This is a genomic window from Streptomyces sp. NPDC098789, assembly GCF_044759975.1.
Taxonomy (GTDB): Bacteria; Actinomycetota; Actinomycetes; order Streptomycetales; family Streptomycetaceae; genus Streptomyces.
This window is the reverse complement of the sequence record NZ_JBIWAJ010000013.1, coordinates 255,879-275,472: the sequence shown is the minus strand read 5'-3', so window position 1 is coordinate 275,472 and position 19,594 is coordinate 255,879. Positions and strand designations below refer to the sequence as shown.

The window sequence follows — 19,594 nt, the reverse complement described above, 5'->3', positions numbered from 1 at the left end:
CTAGGGGGTGTGACCTCCGCTCCCCGGGGCCGTCAGGCCTTGGGGGCGGTCGCCTTCGTGTAGAGGGCGCCGGCCCAGTCGCCGAAGACCGTGCTGGTCGAGACGTCGTCGGTGTCGCCGCCGGTCAGGATGCCGATGATCTTTCCGTCGCGGGCGATCCAGGCGCTGCCGCTCGTGCCGCCGGGGAAGTCCGCGCAGTCGAAGCGCTGCTCGGTGGCGCTGTCGCGGATCGTGACGGCCGTGCAGGTGCGGGGCACCTTGCGGTCGGCGGGGTAGCCGGTGACCGTGACCTCCTCGGCCGCCCGGCCGGAGACGTCGAGGGCCGCGGCGCCGGTGACGTCCTCGACGTTGCGGCCCGCGGAGTCCGGGGCGAGCCGGGCGAAGGCGAGGTCGAAGGCGTCGTCGTTGCCGTCGGACCAGCGCTCGTCCTCGAAGACCTTCTCGATCTTCCAGGTGCCGTACGGGGCCGCCCCGTTCGCGTACGCGGGTGCGAAGACCGGCCCGGCGTCACCCTGGTCCCCCTCGACCAGGCAGTGCCCGGCCGTGACGATCATGTTGTGGCCCGCGCTGCGCACCACGGTCGCCGTGCAGAAGTGGTCGCCGTCCAGACCGCCGGTGAACAGCGCCCCGGCGATGGCCGTGGGCTTGCCGGGCGGGGACGAGGGGGCGGGCTTCCCCGAGGCGGAGGGTGCGGATGAGCTGCCCGGGGCCGGAGTGGTCAGCTGCGACTGCGTGGATGATTGCGATCGCGACGACGAGGGGGTCGGCCGCTTGGGCGCGGGCGCGGCCTTGACCTGTACGGACGGCTCGGACCCGGGGCTCGGCACCACCTCGGTCATGGCCGCGGAGGCGCCGATCGCCGCCACCGCGCACAGCACGACCGTCACCACGGTCCGCTTGTCCACCACAGCCACTCCTCCCTCTTTGCTCCGGCGAAGCATGCCCTGAGGTCAACACGACCGCAAGGGGTACTCCGTTGGTGGAGCCCCGGGCCCCACCATCTCACTTCCGGAGCGGGAGAGTTGACGCCTCGCCGGGATCCCGCGGCGCCGCCCGGGCCGTTCGGCGGCAACCGCGGTGATCAGGTCGGGCACGGACACCGCCTTCCAGTCGCCGGCGAGGATGAGCCGGCAACTGGACTCCCGACGCCCGCGCCCCCTACCCCGCCCACAGCCCTTCCGGGCTCAGCCCCAGCAGGTCGATCGCGTTGCCGCGGACGATGCGGTCCACCACGTCCGGGGCGAGGTGGCCCATCTGGGCCTCGCCGACCTCGCGGGACTTCGGCCAGGTCGAGTCCGAGTGGGGGTAGTCCGTCTCGTACAGGACGTTGGCGGCCCCGATCGAGTCCAGGTTCTTCAGCCCGAAGGCGTCGTCGAAGAAGCAGCCGAAGACGTGCTCGGCGAAGAGTTCCGACGGGGGTCGCAGCACCTTGTCGGCGACGCCGCCCCAGCCCCGGTTCTCCTCCCAGACCACGTTCGCGCGCTCCAGGATGTAGGGGATCCAGCCGATCTGGCCCTCCGCGTACATGATCTTCAGGTTGGGGAAGCGCTCGAACTTGCCGCTCATCAGCCAGTCGACCATCGAGAAGCAGCAGTTGGCGAAGGTGATGGTGGAGCCGACGGCGGGCGGGGCGTCCGCCGAGGTGGACGGCATCCTCGACGAGGAGCCGATGTGCATGGCGATGACCGTGCCGGTCTCGTCGCACGCCTCCAGGAAGGGGTCCCACTCGTCCGTGTGAATGGACGGCAGGCCCAGGTGCGGCGGTATCTCGGAGAAGGCGACCGCCCGCACGCCGCGCGCCGCGTTGCGCCGGACCTCGGCGGCGGCGAGCCGCGGGTCCCACAGCGGGATGAGGGTGAGCGGGATCAGCCGGCCCTGCGCGAGCGGGCCGCACCACTCCTCCACCATCCAGTCGTTGTAGGCCCGTACGCCGAGCAGCCCCAGCTCACGGTCATTGGCCTCGGTGAAGGTCTGCCCGCAGAACCGCGGGAAGGTCGGGAAGCACAGGGCCGACTGGACGTGGTTGACGTCCATGTCGGCGAGGCGCTCGGGAACCGAGAAGGACCCCGGGCGCATCTGCTCGTAGGTGATGACTTCCAGCTTGATCTCGTCGCGGTCGTACCCGACCGCCGTGTCCAACCGGGTCAGCGGCCGGTGCAGGTCCTCGTAGACCCACCAGTCACCGATCGGCCCGTCGTCGCCCTTGGCGCCCATGACCGGGGCGAACTTGCCGCCCAGGAAGGTCATTTCCTTGAGGGGGGCGCGTACGACGCGGGGGCCGACGTCGTGGTACTTGGACGGGAGCCGGTCCCGCCAGACGTGGGGGGGCTCAACCGTGTGGTCGTCCACCGAGATGATCTTCGGGAAGGTCTCCATGGCTCCCACGTTAGCGCCGATCTGACGATGCGTCAGCTAGTTGGACGGTGATCGGTCCACCGCGGACTGACGTCTCACCGCAAGACAGGGCAGACTGGCCACCACACCGACGGAAGGCAGGGGGGACGAGAGATGCAGGGCATACCGGCCATCCCGCACCAGCGGAACCACCCCGAGGCGGCCCGGCCCGGCTCCGCGGCAGCCCGATCCGCCGTCCCGCCCCCCGCTCCCGCCGAACCGGAACGGGACCCGGCGCCCACCGCGCCGGCCCCGAAAGCCGCGAAGGCCCCGAAGGCCCCGCCGGGGCCCACGGCCCCCACAGCCCCCGCGGCCGACTCCCGGTTCGCCGTGCTCGGCCCCATCCGCGCCTGGCGCGGCAGCGAGCCGCTGTCCTCCGGCAGCCCGCAGCAACGCGCCCTGCTCGCGGCCCTGTTGCTGCGCGACGGCCGGACCGCCACCGCCCCCGAGCTGATCGACGCGATCTGGGGCGAGGACCCGCCGCCGCAGGCCCTGGCGGCCGTACGGACCTACGCCTCCCGGCTGCGCAAGGTGCTCGACACCGGCCTGCTCGTCAGCGAGTCCGGCGGGTACGCCATCCGCCTCGGCTCCGCCGCGGCCCTCGACCTCGGCGTCGCCCGCTCCCTCGCCGCGGACGCCGACAAGGCCCGTACCGCCGGTGACCGGGCCCTCGCCCGGACCCTGCTGGCCCGCGCGCTGGACCTGTGGGACGGCGAGCCGCTGGCCGGGGTGCCCGGGCCCTACGCCGAGACCGAGCGCGTCCGGCTCGGCGAATGGCGCCTCCAGCTGCTGGAGACCCGTCTCGACCTCGACCTCGACATCGGCCACCACGCCGAGGCCGTCTCCGAACTCACCGCGCTCACCGCCGCGCACCCGCTGCGCGAACGCCTGCGCGAGCTGCTCATGCTCGCCCTCTACCGCAGCGGGCGCCAGGCCGAGGCCCTCGCCGTCTACGCCGACACCCGCCGCCTCCTGGCCGACGAACTGGGCGTCGACCCCCGCCCCGAACTCGCCGCCCTCCAGCAGCGGATCCTGCGCGCCGACGCCGAACTCGCGGTCGCCGCCGACCCGGCCCCGACCGCCAACCCGGTCCAGATCCGCCCGGCACAACTGCCGGCCACCGTGCCCGACTTCACCGGCCGCGCCACCTTCGTCACCGAGCTCAGCCGGGTACTCGCCGGCGCCGACGGCCAGGTCATGGCCGTCTCCGCGCTCGCGGGCATCGGCGGCGTCGGCAAGACCACCCTCGCCGTGCACATCGCGCACGCCGCCCGCCCCCACTTCCCCGACGGACAGCTCTACGTCGACCTCCAGGGCACCGAGGCCCGCCCCGTCGAGCCCGAGGCCGTCCTCGGCGCCTTCCTGCGGGCGCTGGGCACCCCCGACGCCCGGATCCCCGACTCCCCCGCCGAACGGGCCGCGCTCTACCGCTCCACCCTCGACGACCGCCGCGTCCTGGTCCTCCTCGACAACGCGCGCGACGCCGCCCAGGTGCGCCCCCTGCTCCCCGGCACGGCGGGCTGCGCCGCCCTGGTCACCAGCCGGATGCGGATGGCCGGGCTGGCCGGGGCCCACCTCGTCGACCTCGACGTGATGAGCCCCGACGAGGCCCTGCTCCTCTTCACCCGGATCGTCGGCGGCGAGCGGGTCGGCGCCGAGCGCCAGGCCGCCCTCGACGTCGTCGGCGCCTGCGGGTTCCTGCCGCTGGCCATCCGCATCGCCGCCTCCCGGCTCGCCGCCCGCCGCACCTGGACCGTCTCCGTCCTCGCCGCGAAGCTCGCCGACGAGCGCCGGCGCCTGGACGAGCTCCAGACCGGCGACCTCGCCGTCAAGGCCACCTTCGAGCTGGGCTACGGCCAGCTCGAACCCGCCCAGCAGCGCGCCTTCCGACTGCTGGGCCTCGCCGACGGCCCGGACATCTCGCTGTGCGCCGCGGCCGCCGTGCTGGACCGCAGCGAGCACGACACCGAGGACCTCCTCGAAGCCTTAGTCGACTGCTCCCTGCTGGAATCCGCCGCGCCCGGCCGCTACCGCTTCCACGACCTCGTACGCCTCTACGCGCGTGCGTGCGCCGAACGCGACGAGCAGCCCGCGAGCGCGCGGACCGCCGCCCTGGACCGGCTCCTCGACTTCTACCTCGCCACCGCCGCCCGCGTGTACGCGCTGGAGCGCCCCGGCGACCGTCTGGTGGCCCACCTGTCCCCAACCCGGTACCCGGGGCGGGACTTCGCCGACCCGCGCGCCGCCCTGGACTGGCTCTACGCCGAGGCCGACACCGTCCTCGCGTGCGTGCGCCAGACCGCGGCCCGCAGCGCGCCGCCCACGGCGCCGGGCGGCGCGCCCGACGACGTGCTGCGGCGCGCCGTGGACCTCCTGTGGGCGGCGAAGGACCTCGCCGAGTCCGGGGCCAACTCCAAGCAGTACGAATCCACGGCCGGCGCCGTCCGCGACGCGGCCCGGGCCGCGTGCGACCCGCGATCCGAGGGCCGGGCCCGCACCACCCTCACCACCGTCCACCTGATCGCGGGCCGCTTCACCGCGGCCGACGACGAGGCCCGCCAGGCCCACGCCCTGGCCAAGGCCGCCGGAGACCCGCTGCCCAGCTGCTGGGCGCCCAACGACCGCGGGATCATCGCGCTGCACCAGGGCCGCTTCGCCGACGGCGAGCGCTTCCTGCTGGAGGCCATCGACAACTTCCGCGCCGACGGGAACCACGTCGGCGAGGCCTCCGCCCTGTGCAACCTCTCCCGCATCCACGTGGAGCTCGGCCGGCTGCCCAGCGCCATAGAGCTGGCCCAGCAGGGCATCGCCATCTACGACCGGATGGGCCTGAGCCTGCGCCTCGCCAACGGCCGTTACGCGCTCGGCATCGCCCTGACCCAGGCCGGCCGGCTCCAGGAGGCCCAGGACCAGCTCACCGAGGCGCTGTCGCTGTTCCACGAGAACCGACAGCCCTTGTGGGAGGGCGTGACCCACTACCGGCTCGCCGAGGCGCACCTGGCCGCGCGCCGTCCCACGCTCGCCGCCTCGCACGCCGAGCAGGCGATCGCGCTGCGCGGGATCGGCGGCGAGTGGCGGCGGGCGACCGTGCTGACGGTGCTGGGCAAGGCGCTGCGCAGCCTGGGGCAGACGGACCGGGCGCGGGTCTGCTGGCGGGACGCGGAGTCGGTGTTCGAACAGCTCGGTTCCTCCGAACTGGCGGAAGTGCGCGCGCTGTTGGCATCGGCGATCGCCGCGTGAACGCATCCGGTCAGCGGACGCCCCGGCCCTGACCTGGGGCGGGCGAAGATGAACGACTCGTTCATCGTTCGTTTATCGCCACCCGCCACCATGAGTACATCGACTCGTCGCTTCGGGGGAGGCGGGTCGGCTGGACCACCCGTTCGGCGGTCGCGGGGGAATCGCCGAACGGGCCCGACCCATCATCAGGAGTGCGCGATGACGACGAACGAGAACGCCCTGCCGAACGTGCCGAACGTGACGGCCGTACCCAAGGCTCCGACCGCGCCCGGCCTGCTGCCGCTGACCGATGACGGCGAGTTGAATCCGCTCGACAACCACGCTTCCGGTGGTGAGACCAAGCCGCTGGACAACCACGCCTCGGGGGCCGAGACCAAGCCGCTCGACAACCACGCCTCCGACGAGGAGCTCCGGACGATGGACAACCACGCGTCGGGGCCGCGTCCGTAGGGACGCCCACACGTCCGGTCCTCGCCCGTCACAGGGGGTCACGGGTAAGGACTGACGAAGGTACGGGGGACGGCGGTCGCGATGGCCCGGAGGGGGAGCCATCGCGACCGCCGTGTACGTATGTCCGGACCCGGGTGCGCGCGGGCGGTCGTACGGGCGGCGGTCGTACGGGCGGCGGTCGTACCCGCGGCTCGCGGGGGCCGTACGGTCAGCCCGGTACGGTCAGCCCAGCTGGAGCAGCCGTTCCACGCCGCGCGCCGCCTCCGACAGGGCCGGCGCGTACGCCTCCAGCTCCTCGCCCGAGGTCAGGAAGGTGACCGCGCTCAGGCCCAGCCCGCCGACCGGCGCGCCGTCGCGGTCGAAGACCGGGGCGGCCATGCAGCGCACGGAGACCTCGCTCTCCTCCTGGTCCAGCGCGTAGCCGCGGGCCCGCACCGCGACCAGCTCGTCCGCGAGGCGCTCGACCGTGGTGATGGTCCGCCGGGTGATCGGCGCCAGCCCGGTCGCGAGCGCCAGCGCCTCGACCTCCGCGCCGGGCAGGTGGGCCAGGACGGCCTTGCCGATGGCGCTGGCGTGCAGCGGCAGCCGCGTACCGACACGGGTCGAGGTCCGAAAGGCCCGGTCGCTCTCGGCCTTGCGGACGCAGGTGAGGCCCGTCCCGCCGTCGTAGAGGGCGAGGTGGACCGACTGGCCGGTGCTGCGCTGGAGGAATTCCAACAGCCGCACGATGCCCTCGGGCCGGTCGGCCCCGACCTGGGCGGCGAGCGTGCGCAGCTGGAGGCCCATGCCGTAGCCGCCCTCGCCGTCGGTGACGGCGTAGCCCTGCTCGACCAGGGAGACCAGGACCCGGTAGGTGCTGGACTTGGGGACGCCGGAGGAGGCGGCCACCGATCCGAGCCGGTGCGGGCCACCGGGGGCGGCCAGCGCCTCCATGATCCGCAGGGTCTTCTCCAGCGCACTGCCGGCCGCCGGGGCGCGGTCGGCCGACCGCGGGGCCGGCACCCCGGTCCGTATGGCATTCACCACGAAATCCTCAAGAATTGGCAAAATCATCTGTTTCACCCTACGACACGCACCGCGGGCCCCCGGGCGGGCCGAAGGACCCGAACCGCCGGTCCCTAAGGCGCGAACCACCCCCGCGGCCCTGGGGCCTGTCGTCAAAGTCGAGTCTGCCCCGCGACGCCTGCCGGGCGACGACCCGACTTTGACGACAGGCCCTACGCTGACCCGGTGTTCACCACCGAGGGTCCGAGCGTGCGCGAGCTGGCCGTACAGGCCCTGTCCTCCGTCGAGCGGGGCTACGACCTGCTCGCGCCCACCTTCGACCACACCCCCTTCCGCACCCCCGACCGGATGCTCGACGCCGTCGAGGAGACCCTCGCCCAGCGCGAGGGGTCCTTCGGCGCCGGGCTGGACCTGTGCTGCGGGACCGGGGCCGGGACCGGAATGCTGCGGCGGCTGTGCCGGGACCGGGTGACCGGGGTCGACCTCAGCGCCGGGATGCTGGAACGGGCCCGCCTCGCCCACCCGGGCGGGGAAGGGGCGGCCGACGGGGGCGGTCCGGGCGCGCCCGAGTTCGTACGGGCCGATGTCCTCGCCCTGCCCGCGGACTTCGCGGACTCCTACGACCTGGCCGTCAGCTTCGGCGCCTTCGGGCACTTCCTGCCCGCCGAGCGGCCCGCCCTCTTCGCCGCCGTGCACGGCGCGCTGCGTCCCGGCGGGCTCTTCGCCTTCCCCATCGGGGCGCCCTTCGCGCCGGGCTCGGCGGCCTGGTGGGTCACCACCGGCTTCGACGCGGCGATGCGGGTGCGCAACGCGGTGTGGCGGCCGCCCTTCGTCATGTACTACCGGACCTTCCCGCTGGGCGCGGTCCGCGGCGACCTCGCGGCGGCCGGCTTCTCCGTGGAGACGGCGCCCCTGGAACACTTCGGGCGCCGCCCGCGCGACGGCAGGCCGAACTGGCGGCTCGTCCTGGCCCGCAAGACGGCCTGCCGCCCGGTCCCGACGCGGGGCCCACGCCCGCCCACGACCGCGCGCCCGGTCCCGACCGCCCGCACGCTCGTCACCGCGCGCCCGTCACCGCCCGCCCGTCACCGCGCGCCCGCTCACGGCCGGGCGCGCAGCTCCGTCTTGAGCACCTTGCCGCTCGCGTTGCGCGGCAGGTCCACCACGAACTCCACCGACCGCGGCACCTTGTAGTTCGCCATCTCCCGGCGCGACCAGGCGATCAGGTCGTCCGCGGTCAGCGTCGAGCCGGGGCGGCGCACCGCGTACGCCCGGCCGACCTCGCCCAGCCGGGGATCCGGTACGCCGATGACCGCCACGTCCGCGATGTCCGGGTGCAGGCCGATGAGTTGCTCTATCTCGGCGGGGTAGGCGTTGAAGCCGCCCACGATGAACATGTCCTTGATCCGGTCGGTGATCCGCAGGTTGCCCGCCTCGTCCCGCACCCCGACGTCACCGGTCCGCAGCCAGCCCTCGGGGGTGATGGCCCGCGCGGTCTCCGCGGGGTCCTCGAAGTACCCCCGCATGACGTGGTGCCCGCGGACCCAGACCTCGCCCGCCTCCCCCGCGGCCCGCGAGCGGCCCTCCGCGTCGGCGATCATCACCTCGGTCCCGGGGATGGGCCGCCCCGAGGTGGCCGCGATGGTCTCGGCCGGGTCGCCGCGCCGGCACATGGTCACGATGCCGCTGGCCTCGGAGAGCCCGTAGGCCGTCAGGACCGTCGCGATCCGCAGCTCGCCGCGCAGCCGTTCCACCAGCCGCAGCGGGACGACGGCGGCGCCGGTCACCACCAGGCGCAGCGCGGAGAGGTCGTGGTGGTCGCGGGAGGGGTGGTCGAGGAGCGACTGGTGCAGGGTGGGCGGACCGGGCAGGACGGAGATCCGTTCGGCGGCGACGTTGGCGAGGACGGTGTCCACGTTGAAGACGGGCTGCGGCACCATCGTCGCCCCGCGCATCAGGCAGGCGATGATGCCGGCCTTGTAGCCGAAGGTGTGGAAGAACGGGTTCACGATCAGGTAGCGGTCGCCCTCGCGCAGCCCGGCCAGCTCGCTCCACACCTGGTAGCAGCGCAGGGTCTGGGCGTGCGTGATGACGGCGCCCTTGGGACTGCCGGTGGTGCCCGAGGTGAAGATGATGTCGGAGGGGGCGTCGGGGCGCACCGCCTCGGCGCGGGCGCGGACGGCGTCCGCGGTGACGGCGTCGCCGCCCGCCAGGAAGTCCTTCCAGGTGCGGAAGGACTCGGGGGCGTCGTCGGCGAGGACCACCACGTGCTCCAGGTGCGCCAGCCCGGGCAGCGGCCCCCGACCGGGGCCCTCGGCGGCGGCGCGGCGCAGGGAGGCCACGTAGGAGGTGCCGAGGAAGGTGCCGGTGACGAAGAGCATCCGGGCCCGGCTACGCTGGAGCACGTACGCCGCTTCCGCGCCCTTGAAGCGGGTGTTCAGCGGCACGAGCACCGCTCCCGCCGAGACCGCGCCGAGCGCGGAGACGATCCACTCCAGGGTGTTGGGGGCCCAGACCGCGACCCGGTCGCCCGGCTCCAGACCGGCCGCGATGCAGGCGGCCGCGGCGCGCTCGACCCGCTCGCCGAGCTGCGCGTAGCTGATCCGGACCCGGCCGTCGACGACGGCCTCCCGCGCGCCGAACCGGTCGGCGGCATCGCGGACCAGACCGGCGATGGTCCCCCAGCGCAGGTCGCCGCGCAGGTCGCCGGACAGACTGCCGGGCAGATCGCCAGGCAGATCGCCGGTCAGGTCCTCGCCGCCGGAACCGTCCTCGTGCCCGCCGTCGCGCAGGTGCTCTTCCGCTTCCTCGCCCATCGCACGCCCCTCACCCGTCGTCGTCCGTGAACCAGTAGCTGACTGTTCGTCAGATTAGCTGTACCCTTCGCGGCTGTCAGTACTGACGCACCCCGGAGGTGGCGATGGCGGCAACGCTCAAGGACGCTACGGCGATAGTCGGCATCGGGCAGACTGCCTTTGCCAAACAACTGCCGCAGACGGAGAAGGAGTTGGCCTGCCGCGCCATTCTGGCGGCACTCGCCGACGCGGGGATAGCCCCCTCCGAGGTCGACGCCTTCTCCTCCTACACGATGGAGGAGACCGACGAGGTCGAGGTCGCCAAGGCCATCGGCGCCGGCGACGTGACCTTCTTCTCCAAGATCGGCTACGGCGGTGGCGGTTCCTGCGCCACCGTCGGCCACCTCGCCGCCGCCGTCGCCACCGGCCAGGCGAGCGTCGGCGTCGCCTGGCGCTCGCGCAAGCGCGGCTCCGGCCCGCGCCCCTGGAAGAACACGGCGGTCCAACTGCCCACCCCGGGCCAGTGGACCCGCCCCTTCGGCCTGCTGCGTCCGGCCGACGAGATCGGCATGCTGGCCCGCCGCTACATGCACGAGTACGGCGCCACCCGCGACCACCTCTTCAACGTGGCCCTGGCCTGCCGCAACCGCGCCAACCAGAACCCGGCCGCGATGATGTACGAACGCCCCATGACCCGCGAGAGCTACATGACCGCGCGGATGATCAGCGAGCCGCTCTGTCTCTTCGACAACTGCCTTGAGACCGACGGGGCGTTGGCCTGCGTGATCGTCTCCGCCGAACGGGCCCGGGACTGCCGCCAGAAGCCCGTCTACGTGCACTCCGTGGCCCAGGGCCTGCCCGCCCAGCACCACGGGATGGTCAACTACTGGAACGACGACCCGCTGACCGGTCCCGCCTGGACGGCCGCCCGACACCTGTGGAAGCAGGCCGACTTCGGCCCCCAGGACGTGGACGTCGCGCAGATCTACGACGCCTTCACCCCCCTCATCCCGCTCTCCCTGGAGGGCTACGGCTTCTGCGGGCGCGGCGAGGGCGCCGCCTACACGGAGGGCGGGGCGCTGGAGATCGGCGGGCGCCTGCCCATCAACACCGGCGGCGGCGGCCTCAGCGAGGCCTACGTCCACGGCTTCAACCTGATCAACGAGGGCGTCAAGCAGCTGCGCGGGATCTCCACCGCCCAGGTGCCGGACGCCGCGACCTGCCTGGTGACGGCGGGCGAGGGAGTCCCGACGTCCGCGATCCTGCTGAGGAGCTGACCGCCCCATGACCACCACCACCGCGGACGCCGCCGCCTCCCCGGCCCCGGAGCCGACCCCGGAGCCGACCCCGGACCCGGCCGCCGAGGGGCTGCTGCTGCCCGTCCCCGACGAGGACGGCGCGCCCTTCTGGGAGTACGCCGCCCGGGGCGAGCTGCGCATGCAGGCCTGCGCCGCGCCCGACTGCGGCGAGCTGCGCTTCCCGCCCCGCCCCTGCTGCCCGCACTGCCAGTCCTTCGAGAGCGAGTGGCGGCTGATGAGCGGCCGGGGCCGGTTGTGGTCCTACGTCCGACCGCATCCGCCGCTGCTGCCCGCCTACGCCGCGCAGGCCCCGTACAACGTGATCCTGGTCGAGCTGGTCGAGGACCCCCGCATCCGGCTCGCCGGGAACCTGGTCACGGCCCCCGACGCCCCGCTGGACTCCCTGGACCCGGCGCGGCTGCGGATCGGGGCGCGGGTGCACGTGGCGTTCACCGTGCAGGACGGCGTGAGCGTGCCGCGCTGGCTGCTGGAGAAGTCGTGAGCGTACGGGTCGAGCGGGACGAGAAGACCGGCGTCGCGGTCGTCACACTCGACCGGCCGGACCGGCACAATGCGGTCGACCTGGAGACGGCCGCCGAACTGTCGTCACTGTGGCGGGAGTTCCGCTTCGACGAGGACGTGCGCGCGGTCGTGGTGACCGGCGCCGGGTCCGCCGCCTTCTGTACGGGCATCGACCGCTCGGTGGAGGTGCCGCAGCCGGCGTCCCCGTACTCCATCGACGACCCGATGATCGCGATCGGGCCCAAGGCCAACGACCTGTGGAAGCCGGTGGTCGCGGCCGTCAACGGCATGGCCTGCGGCGGCGCCTTCTACCTGCTGGGCGAGGCGGAGTTCATCGTCTCCTCGACCACCGCGACGTACTTCGACCCGCACACCAGCTACGGCATGGTCAGCGCCTACGAGGCGATCTACATGGCGCAGCGGATGCCCTTCGGGGAGGTCGCCCGGATGTCCCTGATGGGCACGGCCGAACGGCTCTCCGCGCAGCGGGCGTACGAGATCGGGCTGGTCTCCGAGCTGGCGGAGCCGGCGGAGCTGCTGGCGGCGGCGGAGCGGGCCGCGCGGACCCTGGCCGGCTTCCCGACCGGGGCCGTGCAAGGGACGGTACGGGCGCTGTGGGCGGCGAAGGAGGCCGCCCGGGCCCAGGCCCTGGCCCAGGCGCCGCACCTGATCGCGCTCGGCAACCTGCCGCCGGAGCGGCAGGCGGAGCTCTTCGGCGCCCGGCGCCCGCGGTCCACGGACTTCCGCGTCCGCTGAGCCCCGGGCCCCCGCGAGCCCCGTTTACGAAACGGTGCCGATCCGGCAGGTGCGGACCTTCGCCGCGTCGCCGGGGGTGCGCATCGGCACGGTGACGGTCCGGGTCTCGCGCGCCTTGAGCGTGACGGTGGCGGAGCCGTAGTCGTCGCCGCTCACGCCCTCGGCCGTGCTGAGCACCGGGACGGTGACCGTACGGGTCACGTCGACGTCGGAGGTCACCCGGACGGTGGCCGTGGCCGAGGCGGGCCCCGCGCAGCTGACGACGACGGCGTGGGCGGGCGGGCCGGACTTGCTGGGCCTGGGCGTGGGCGACGCCGTGCCGCCCGCACCGGAGCCGCCGCTGCCGCTGGACCCGCCGCTGGTACCGCCGGAGGTGCTGGTGCGGTGGGTGGACTTCGAGCTGGAACACCCGTGCCCGCCGCTGCTCTTGTGCTTCCCGCTCGAGAACCCGGTCAGCGCGCACACCACGGCGACCACGACGATCCCGAACCTCATACGACGTGCCAACACGGCGCGTTCCCTCCCCCGGACGACGGCGCGTCACGCTACCAGGCCCTTACGCGCCCCTTACGGGCCGTACGGCGGCGTCCCGGCATGCGGGCGGACCGGCCCCGACGTAGCGTCGGGGATCAGGACCCACCCCACTCCCCGGAGGCCGGGCTTTGATCCGCAACGCAATCGGTTCCCTGCTGGGCCTCATCGGAGCGGCGGCGGCCGTGTGGAGCCCCTTCCGCGCCTGGTACGACGAACGGCACGGGCGCGACTACCGCCTGACCGACCTCTTCTCCGGCTCGGGCATCGACCCCACGGACAAGTCCGGCGTCATGACGTCGATCCTGCTGGCCTTCCTCGTCGCGGCCCTGCTCACCCTGGCCGCGGTCGTCCTGCGCTCGCGCGTCCTCATGGGCCTCGCCGCGGTCGTGGTCATCGGGGTCACCGTGCTGTGGATGGTCCGCCAGGGGCAGGCCGTGGGCAGCCTCTCCGTCGGCGGCGACGGCACCGGCCTCGGCGTGGGCGTGGCGAACGCCTTCGGCGGCGGCGCCCTCCTGATCCTGGCCACGGCCGTCATGCGCGGCCGCCCCCGCCGCAGAACCCGCGCCCCGGCCCCGCACGAACCCCTCGACCTCCCCCCGGTCACCCCCACGAACCCCGCCTGGCCCCCCGCCCCCTGACCCGCGCCACCACCACCGTCCCTATCCTGGCGGCAGGTCACAGCCGCACGATCGAGCCGGGGGCGCGGGCAATGGCGAGGATGACACCCGCAGAGGTGGAGGCGGCGCTGACGGAAGCCGGCTGGTACCGGGGGCGGAACGTCAGCGGGCGGGTGCCGGAGCTGCTGCGCGTCGTCACGGACAAGTACGCGACCGAAGGGTTCACCACCGAGCCGATCCCAACGGCCGTGGAGTTCCTCCAGGAGTACGGCCTGCTCCGACTGACCGTCCCGGGAGAACCTGCCGAGACCGTGGTCTTCACCCCGCACTGGGTGTACGAAGAGAGCGGAGAGGACGTGGCCGAGCTCGCTTCCAGCCTTGGAACGAAGCTCTTTCCCGTCGGGTACGAGACGTTCGACGGCTCGATGATCCTCATCGACGAGCGGGGGCGCTTCTTCATGCTGCACCACACGGGCAGCTACTCCGTCGGCTCCGACGCCCGCGACGCACTCAGTTGCCTGCTGCGCGGACCGCTCACGGACGCGGAGCATCACTTTGTCTGACGGGCCCACCCGCACCCGGCCGTGCCGGCGCTCATGAGACCGCCCGCGCCACCGGAAGAGGTGGAGGCCTGGCTCCGTGGCCACGGCTGGAACCCGGATCTGCGCCGCACGGCCGAGGCCGACCGGCTCATCGACGCCCGGGTCAGGGATTGCGCCGAGCAGGGATTCCCACTGCTGCCCTGGGACGCCGTACGGTCGTTCGTCAGCCGCTACGGCGGAGTGAAATTCCCTGTACCACGGGCTCCCGAGCGGGTCTTCGTCGCGGACCCGACCCTGGGTTACGACGGCGACGCCGAAGACATCACCGAGCTGGCGGCCGAGGTGGGGCGCCGGGTCTTCCCCGTCGGATACGAATGCGGCGAGGCGGGGATCGTCCTCATGGACGATCTGGGGCGGTTCTTCTACCTCCACCACACCGGACCGTACTTCCTCGGTCAGGACGAGGCCCAAGCCCTCTCCAGCCTGATGCGGGGCGACCAGGCCGAATGGGACGACCACCACCGCGAGGGCCGCCCGTGCCGAGACTGACGAGCCGCCGCCGAAGACCTCTCCGCATGCCCCCACCCCGGCGCAGGCCGGTGACGCGCACCCGCTCAGCGGTGGGCGGGCCGGTCAGGACTCGTCCTCGACGAGGCCGAATCCCTCCGCGAACCCTTCCAGGAACTCCCGGCGGGCCGGGTCGTCGGACGCCGCTTCGGCCATCTCCCCGAGCAGATCGATCAATTCCTGTCGCTGAGCGTCCGACAGCGCGCCGAACAGCTGGGCGACACCCTCCAGTACCTTCACGGCGTCATCCGGATCCATCTGTTCGTCCTCGCTGCCCTCGATGAACCACAGGGCCCCGACCAGCGCCTCGGCCAATGCGTGGGTCAAGGACGGGTACTCGGGCATCACAAGGCCTCCCAGGTCTTCGGTTGCAGTGCCCGGCCATGCCACCACACCCCACTGACATCACCTCGCCACGCCGTATCGGGTGCCCGGCTGCGGGCACCCGATACGGCGCCGGCCCCGCCCCCTGGTGGGGGCGGGGCCGGCGTGCCTGGGGGCTGGGAGCCTCCGGGGGACTGACTACTTCTCGACGACGCCGGAAGCGGCGATCTCGATCTTGGCGCGGGTGGCGCCGGACTGGGAGCCCAGGGACTCGATCTTCTGGACCAGGTCCGAACCCTCGACGACCTCGCCGAAGACGACGTGCTTGCCGTCGAGCCACGGGGTGAGGACCGTGGTGATGAAGAACTGCGAGCCGTTGGTGTTGCGGCCGGCGTTCGCCATCGACAGCAGGAACGGGCGGTCGTGCTTCAGCTTGAAGTTCTCGTCCTCGAACTTCTCGCCGTAGATGCTCTTGCCACCGGTGCCGTTGTGGTTGGTGAAGTCACCGCCCTGCAGCATGAACTGCGGGATGACGCGGTGGAAGCCCGAGCCCGCGTAGCCGTAGCCGTGCACGCCCGTGGCCAGCTCGCGGAAGTTCGTGGCGGTCTTCGGGACGACCTCGTCGAAGAGGTTGAAGACGATGCGGCCAGCGGCCTCGCCGTTGATGTTGATGTCGAAGTAAACGTTGCTCATGGGGTCCATCCTGTCACTCCCGGTGCCGTGCGCGACCCGGCGGGGCCGCAGTGCCTCACCCGTGCAGGTCAGGCGCCCGTGCGCGTGCCCGTCCCCTTCGCCGCGTCCAGGGCGTACACGCAGCGGTCCTTGCTGCACGCGTACACCACCCCCGCCTCCGCCACCGGCGAGCCGGTGATCTCCCCGCCGGTGGCCAGTTTCCAGCGGAGCTGGCCGCCCGCCGCGTCCAGCGTGTACAGGCAGTGGTCGGCGGAGCCGAAGTGCACCCGGCCGTCGGCGACCGCCGGGGACCCGGTGATCTCGCCGCCCGCGGCGAAGCGCCACTTCGGGGTGCCGGTGACCGCGTCCAGGGTGTAGAGCGCGCTGCCCGCGCCCAGGTGGACGTTGCCGTGCGCGACGATCACCGGGTCCGGGGACTGGCGGGGCTCGGTGGAGATCCGCCAGCGGTCCGCGCCGGTGGTGGCGTCGAGCGCGTACACCGTGCCCAGGTAGTCCACCAGGTACACGCCGCCGCCCGTCACCGCCGGGCCCGGCGCGAAGGCGGGCGGGGCCATGAAGACCGCGGGGGCCTCGAAGTGCCAGCGGACCCGGCCCGAGGCCCGGTCCACCGAAAGCACCCGCGAGCCGGCCGCGACGTAGACGTTGCCGTCGGCGGCCGGAGCGACCCGCACGGGCACGTTCCCGCAGGACGCCGCGTCACCGACCGGGTACGACCAGGCCTCGCGGCCGGTACGGGCGTCCAGCGCGCGCAGCCGGGCGTCCTGCCAGACGTACACCGTGCCGTCGTGCAGCGTCGGAGCGCCCTCCGGGGTCTCGAAGTCGCTCTGGGCCCCGGTCAGCTCCCACAGCTTCTGACCGTTGGCGGCCTCCCAGGCCTGTACGCCGCCCCCGCGCGTCGCGGTGACCACCGTGCCCCGGTCGGCGCGCAGCGCGTACACCCAGGCGTCGGTGGACAGGCGCCAGCGTTCGGAGCCGTCGACGGAGTCCAGCGCGTAGAGCGAGGGGCCGTCCGAGGCGTGGATGCGACCGTCGGAGACGGCCATGGACCAGGCGACGTCCCGGGTCTTGAACTGGCGTCGACCGCTGGCCACGTCCAGGGCGTGCACCTCGAAGGAGGAGACGTACAGCAGCTCGCCCGCGACGGTCGGGGTGCCCCAGACCTCGTTGGACATGCGGAAGCGCCACGGCCGCCAGCGACCGCTGTCCGGCGCCGCGCCGGGGCGCGGCACCCCGGCGGTGTCCGGGAGTGCGCCCGGGGAGACCCGGGACGGCGGGACGGACCCGCCGGACGGGCTCGTGGAGCCGCCGGGCGGGCGGACCCACCCCGTCGCCGAGTCGGCGCCGGCGGGGGCCGCCGACAGCGCGGCCACGGCCACCCGCGGCCCGGGACCGATCGGCACCGGGGAGGAGCCGAGCCGCACCGGCTCGCCCGGCAGCGGAGCCATCGGCGGGTGCTCCGGACGCGGCGGCGGGGCCTGCCCGGTGCGCGGGTCGGCCCAGGGGTCGGAGCCGCGCGGCGGGGTGGTCCGGCGCTGGTGGGTACCGGCGCCGCGGCCCGCGGAATCGCGCCCGCCCGCGCCGGGGCCGGGACCCGGGCCGCCTGCCGCGCCGCCGCGCGCCGCCGCACCGGATCCGGGCGTACGGTGGCCCACCGCGCGCCGGGTCTCGATCATCGCGACGGCCCGCGGGGGCAGCCAGGCCGAGGCCGTACCGCTGTCGTCGCCGACCTCGCCCGCGGCGAAGAGGTGCGGGGCGAGCTGGGCCTGGAGGTCGGCCGGGGTCGGCCGGTTCAGCGCGTCCATCTGCATGCACGAGTCGATCAGCGGCCGCAGCTCGTCCGGCAGCCCCTCCAGGTTCGGTCCCTCGCGCAGCAGCATGAAGACCGTCTCGACCGGGTTGGCCCCGTGGTAGGGCGGGTGTCCGGTGGCGGCGAAGACCAGGGTGGACCCGAGCGAGAAGACGTCGCTCGCGCCCTTGACGCTCCGCGAGTCCTTGGCCTGCTCGGGCGACATGTAGGCGGGCGTGCCGACGGCGACGTTCGTCATGGTCAGGCGGGTGTTGGAGACCCCGCTGGCGATGCCGAAGTCGATCACGCGCGGCCCGTCCTCGACGACCAGCACGTTGGACGGCTTCAGGTCGCGGTGGACCAGGCCGGCCCCGTGGATGGACTGGAGGGCCTCGGCGATGCCGGCGGCCAGCCACCGGACGGCCTGGGCGGGCATCGGCCCGCACTCGTTGATGATCTCCTCCAGGGAGGGCGCCGGCACGTAGGCGGTGGCCAGCCACGGCACGGCGGCGCGCGGGTCCGCGTCGACCACGGCGGCGGTGTAGAAACCGGACACGGCGCGCGCGGCCTCGACCTCGCGCGTGAAGCGCACCCGGAAGAGCTGGTCCTCGGCGAGCTCGGTGCGCACGGTCTTGATCGCGACCCGTCGTCCGGACGCCGACCGTGCGAGATAGACCAGCCCCATGCCGCCGGCGCCGAGCCGTCCCAGCACCTCGAAGGGGCCGATCCGTCTCGGGTCGTGCTGCGTCAGCTGCTCCACCACTCGCCTCACACCTCCCCGTACGGACCTCCGACGGCCCGTTTCCGCCGGCGTCCCCGCCGGCCCCGTGCAGCGTCTCACTCCCCGGGCACCCGCCCGGGGGTCGCGCATGCCGATTCTGTCAGGCCCGCGCCGGGTCCGGGCCCTGGCTCCGCCGAGGCTCCGGCACCGGCTACGTCACACTTCGCGCCCGCGCCCGCCCCCCGGACCCGCCCCCGGACCCCCGGGTCACGCCTGAACGCCTGGTTCCGCCGACGGTTCCGCCAAGAGGGCGAAGACGGCGCCCTGGTTGTCGGCGACGACCGCGATCCGGCCGTAGGGGGTGTCGAAGGGGTCGGCCGTGATCCGGCCCCCCAGGCGGCGCACGGTCGCGGCCGCCGCGTCGCAGTCCCGGACGGCGAAGTACACCAGGAAGTGTGCCGGCATGGCCTCGGGGAAGGCGTCCGTGATCAGGCTGCGCCCGACGACGGCGGTGGCCGGTCCGGGGACGCTGCCGGGCGGGGACCACGTGCGGTAGTCGGTGCCCGCGTCGTCCTGGTCCTCGGCGACGTAGCCGAAGACGTGGGTGTAGAAGACGTCCACGGCGTCGCGGGCCCGCGTGTACAGCTCGGTCCAGCAGTACGAGTTCGGCTGCTGCTGGACCTCGAAGCCGTCGTGGGTGCCGGGCTGCCACAGCCCGAAGACCGCGCCGCCCGGGTCGGCCGCCATCGCGGCCGTGCCGTACGGGCCCACGGCCACCGGGTCGGTCACCAGCTGCCCGCCCGCCGCGCGGATGCGGGAGGCGGCGGCGTAGGCGTCGGAGGTGTGCAGGTAGACGCCCCAGACGGTGGGCATCCGGCCGTCGGGCTTGGGCGCGAGGGCGGCGACGTTGCGGCCCTGGTGGTAGGCCTGCGTGTAGTGCCCGTAGGCGGCGCCCGCGCTGTCCCCGAAGGTCCAGCCGAAGAGTTCGCCGTAGAAGCGCTTGCCCGCCTCGACGTCCGGAAGGGAGGCGTCCACCCAGCAGGGCGTGCCCTCCGAGAATGCGGCCATGGACCCTCTTCCTTCCGATTTCATGCGGTGCCATACGGTGTCATGCGATCTCGCACCACATGCGCCAGTCTGCCCCCCCAGCCCATGATCCCCCCGACAACTTGTCCACAGCCTGTTGATAAGACTATTCGGGGGACAGCGCGGGGCACCCGCGGGGGCGGACCCCGGGGCGGGCGCCCGGGCCGGCGCGAAGGCGGCTACGGGGGCACGGCCGGGGTGCGGCCGGATTCCGCCCCCTGGGCGCGGTACGCGCAGGCCACGCACCGGTAACCCCATTTGCAG

Annotated in this window: 17 protein-coding genes and 1 pseudogene; 9 read left to right on the top strand and 9 right to left on the bottom strand. The window is 73.6% G+C overall.

Annotated elements, in window-relative coordinates; translation table 11 throughout:
- Nucleotides 1-32: 32 nt before the first annotated feature.
- Both ACIQWR_RS25925 and ACIQWR_RS25920 read right to left on the bottom strand, forming a co-directional pair.
- Complete coding sequence (locus ACIQWR_RS25925) at nt 33-905, bottom strand: trypsin-like serine peptidase (protein ID WP_404013856.1); 873 nt, start codon at nt 903-905, stop codon at nt 33-35.
- A 253-nt stretch (nt 906-1,158) separates the two neighbouring features.
- A complete protein-coding gene (locus ACIQWR_RS25920; RefSeq protein WP_404013853.1) occupies nt 1,159-2,376 on the bottom strand; it encodes an amidohydrolase family protein in 1,218 nt (405 codons plus the stop codon).
- 132 nt (nt 2,377-2,508) lie between these two features.
- On the opposite strand from ACIQWR_RS25920, the gene ACIQWR_RS25915 reads away from it, so the two are divergent.
- Together ACIQWR_RS25915 and ACIQWR_RS25910 are read left to right on the top strand one after the other, a co-directional pair.
- On the top strand, nt 2,509-5,634 hold the full coding sequence (locus tag ACIQWR_RS25915; RefSeq protein WP_404013850.1) for a BTAD domain-containing putative transcriptional regulator: 3,126 nt from the start codon (nt 2,509-2,511) through the stop codon (nt 5,632-5,634).
- 198 nt (nt 5,635-5,832) lie between these two features.
- The gene (locus tag ACIQWR_RS25910; protein ID WP_399268619.1) at nt 5,833-6,084 is read left to right on the top strand and encodes a hypothetical protein; all 252 of its coding nucleotides are present in this window, start codon (nt 5,833-5,835) and stop codon (nt 6,082-6,084) included.
- 222 nt (nt 6,085-6,306) lie between these two features.
- On the opposite strand, the gene ACIQWR_RS25905 is transcribed toward ACIQWR_RS25910, so the two are convergent.
- The gene (locus ACIQWR_RS25905; protein WP_404013847.1) at nt 6,307-7,107 is read right to left on the bottom strand and encodes an IclR family transcriptional regulator; all 801 of its coding nucleotides are present in this window, start codon (nt 7,105-7,107) and stop codon (nt 6,307-6,309) included.
- Between the two features lie 207 nt (nt 7,108-7,314).
- On the opposite strand from ACIQWR_RS25905, the pseudogene ACIQWR_RS25900 reads away from it, so the two are divergent.
- A pseudogene (locus tag ACIQWR_RS25900) lies at nt 7,315-8,067 on the top strand (class I SAM-dependent methyltransferase); the annotation flags it as partial.
- A 122-nt stretch (nt 8,068-8,189) separates the two neighbouring features.
- On the opposite strand, the gene ACIQWR_RS25895 reads toward ACIQWR_RS25900, so the two are convergent.
- Complete coding sequence (locus tag ACIQWR_RS25895) at nt 8,190-9,791, bottom strand: FadD3 family acyl-CoA ligase (protein ID WP_404013908.1); 1,602 nt, start codon at nt 9,789-9,791, stop codon at nt 8,190-8,192.
- A 218-nt stretch (nt 9,792-10,009) separates the two neighbouring features.
- Between ACIQWR_RS25895 and ACIQWR_RS25890 the strand changes: the two genes are divergently transcribed.
- The 3 genes from ACIQWR_RS25890 to ACIQWR_RS25880 all read left to right on the top strand — a co-directional run bounded on the left by ACIQWR_RS25890 (nt 10,010) and on the right by ACIQWR_RS25880 (nt 12,460).
- A complete protein-coding gene (locus tag ACIQWR_RS25890; RefSeq protein WP_404013844.1) occupies nt 10,010-11,161 on the top strand; it encodes a lipid-transfer protein in 1,152 nt (383 codons plus the stop codon).
- A gap of 91 nt (nt 11,162-11,252) precedes the next feature.
- The gene (locus tag ACIQWR_RS25885; protein WP_404013905.1) at nt 11,253-11,684 is read left to right on the top strand and encodes a Zn-ribbon domain-containing OB-fold protein; all 432 of its coding nucleotides are present in this window, start codon (nt 11,253-11,255) and stop codon (nt 11,682-11,684) included.
- A complete protein-coding gene (locus ACIQWR_RS25880) occupies nt 11,681-12,460 on the top strand; it encodes an enoyl-CoA hydratase/isomerase family protein (RefSeq protein ID WP_404013841.1) in 780 nt (259 codons plus the stop codon). The genes ACIQWR_RS25885 and ACIQWR_RS25880 overlap by 4 nt, the downstream gene beginning before the upstream one ends.
- Before the next feature lie 24 nt (nt 12,461-12,484).
- On the opposite strand, the gene ACIQWR_RS25875 is transcribed toward ACIQWR_RS25880, so the two are convergent.
- Nucleotides 12,485-12,970: a hypothetical protein gene (locus ACIQWR_RS25875; RefSeq protein ID WP_404013838.1), complete on the bottom strand. Its 486-nt coding sequence runs from the start codon at nt 12,968-12,970 to the stop codon at nt 12,485-12,487.
- A gap of 152 nt (nt 12,971-13,122) precedes the next feature.
- On the opposite strand from ACIQWR_RS25875, the gene ACIQWR_RS25870 reads away from it, so the two are divergent.
- From ACIQWR_RS25870 to ACIQWR_RS25860, 3 genes are all read left to right on the top strand, one after another.
- Nucleotides 13,123-13,632 carry a hypothetical protein gene (locus ACIQWR_RS25870; protein WP_404013835.1) on the top strand — a complete coding sequence of 170 codons (510 nt, stop codon included), beginning with the start codon at nt 13,123-13,125 and terminating at the stop codon, nt 13,630-13,632.
- An 80-nt stretch (nt 13,633-13,712) separates the two neighbouring features.
- Nucleotides 13,713-14,174, top strand: coding sequence for an SUKH-3 domain-containing protein (locus ACIQWR_RS25865; RefSeq protein ID WP_404013832.1), 462 nt, complete (start codon nt 13,713-13,715; stop codon nt 14,172-14,174).
- A 33-nt stretch (nt 14,175-14,207) separates the two neighbouring features.
- The gene (locus ACIQWR_RS25860) at nt 14,208-14,702 is read left to right on the top strand and encodes an SUKH-3 domain-containing protein (RefSeq protein WP_404013829.1); all 495 of its coding nucleotides are present in this window, start codon (nt 14,208-14,210) and stop codon (nt 14,700-14,702) included.
- Between the two features lie 84 nt (nt 14,703-14,786).
- Here ACIQWR_RS25860 and ACIQWR_RS25855 read toward each other — a convergent pair whose 3' ends face one another.
- From ACIQWR_RS25855 to ACIQWR_RS25840, 4 genes are all read right to left on the bottom strand, one after another.
- A complete protein-coding gene (locus ACIQWR_RS25855; RefSeq protein ID WP_404013827.1) occupies nt 14,787-15,065 on the bottom strand; it encodes a hypothetical protein in 279 nt (92 codons plus the stop codon).
- Between the two features lie 177 nt (nt 15,066-15,242).
- Entirely contained in the window at nt 15,243-15,737 is a 495-nt protein-coding gene (locus ACIQWR_RS25850; protein ID WP_404013824.1) for a peptidylprolyl isomerase, read from the bottom strand.
- A 68-nt stretch (nt 15,738-15,805) separates the two neighbouring features.
- Nucleotides 15,806-18,286 (bottom strand): serine/threonine-protein kinase, encoded by a 2,481-nt coding sequence (locus ACIQWR_RS25845; protein WP_404013822.1) that lies wholly within the window; start codon nt 18,284-18,286, stop codon nt 15,806-15,808.
- Between the two features lie 225 nt (nt 18,287-18,511).
- A complete protein-coding gene (locus ACIQWR_RS25840; protein ID WP_404013819.1) occupies nt 18,512-19,312 on the bottom strand; it encodes a VOC family protein in 801 nt (266 codons plus the stop codon).
- Nucleotides 19,313-19,594: the final 282 nt, after the last annotated feature.

Coding starts and splice junctions, on each gene's coding strand:
- ACIQWR_RS25920 (WP_404013853.1), bottom strand. CDS start 2,376: ATGGAGACCTTCCCGAAGATCATCTCGGTGGACGACCACACGGTTGAG.
- ACIQWR_RS25910 (WP_399268619.1), top strand. CDS start 5,833: ATGACGACGAACGAGAACGCCCTGCCGAACGTGCCGAACGTGACGGCC.
- ACIQWR_RS25860 (WP_404013829.1), top strand. CDS start 14,208: ATGAGACCGCCCGCGCCACCGGAAGAGGTGGAGGCCTGGCTCCGTGGC.
- ACIQWR_RS25855 (WP_404013827.1), bottom strand. CDS start 15,065: ATGCCCGAGTACCCGTCCTTGACCCACGCATTGGCCGAGGCGCTGGTC.
- ACIQWR_RS25915 (WP_404013850.1), top strand. CDS start 2,509: ATGCAGGGCATACCGGCCATCCCGCACCAGCGGAACCACCCCGAGGCG.
- ACIQWR_RS25890 (WP_404013844.1), top strand. CDS start 10,010: ATGGCGGCAACGCTCAAGGACGCTACGGCGATAGTCGGCATCGGGCAG.
- ACIQWR_RS25865 (WP_404013832.1), top strand. CDS start 13,713: ATGACACCCGCAGAGGTGGAGGCGGCGCTGACGGAAGCCGGCTGGTAC.
- ACIQWR_RS25850 (WP_404013824.1), bottom strand. CDS start 15,737: ATGAGCAACGTTTACTTCGACATCAACATCAACGGCGAGGCCGCTGGC.
- ACIQWR_RS25840 (WP_404013819.1), bottom strand. CDS start 19,312: ATGGCCGCATTCTCGGAGGGCACGCCCTGCTGGGTGGACGCCTCCCTT.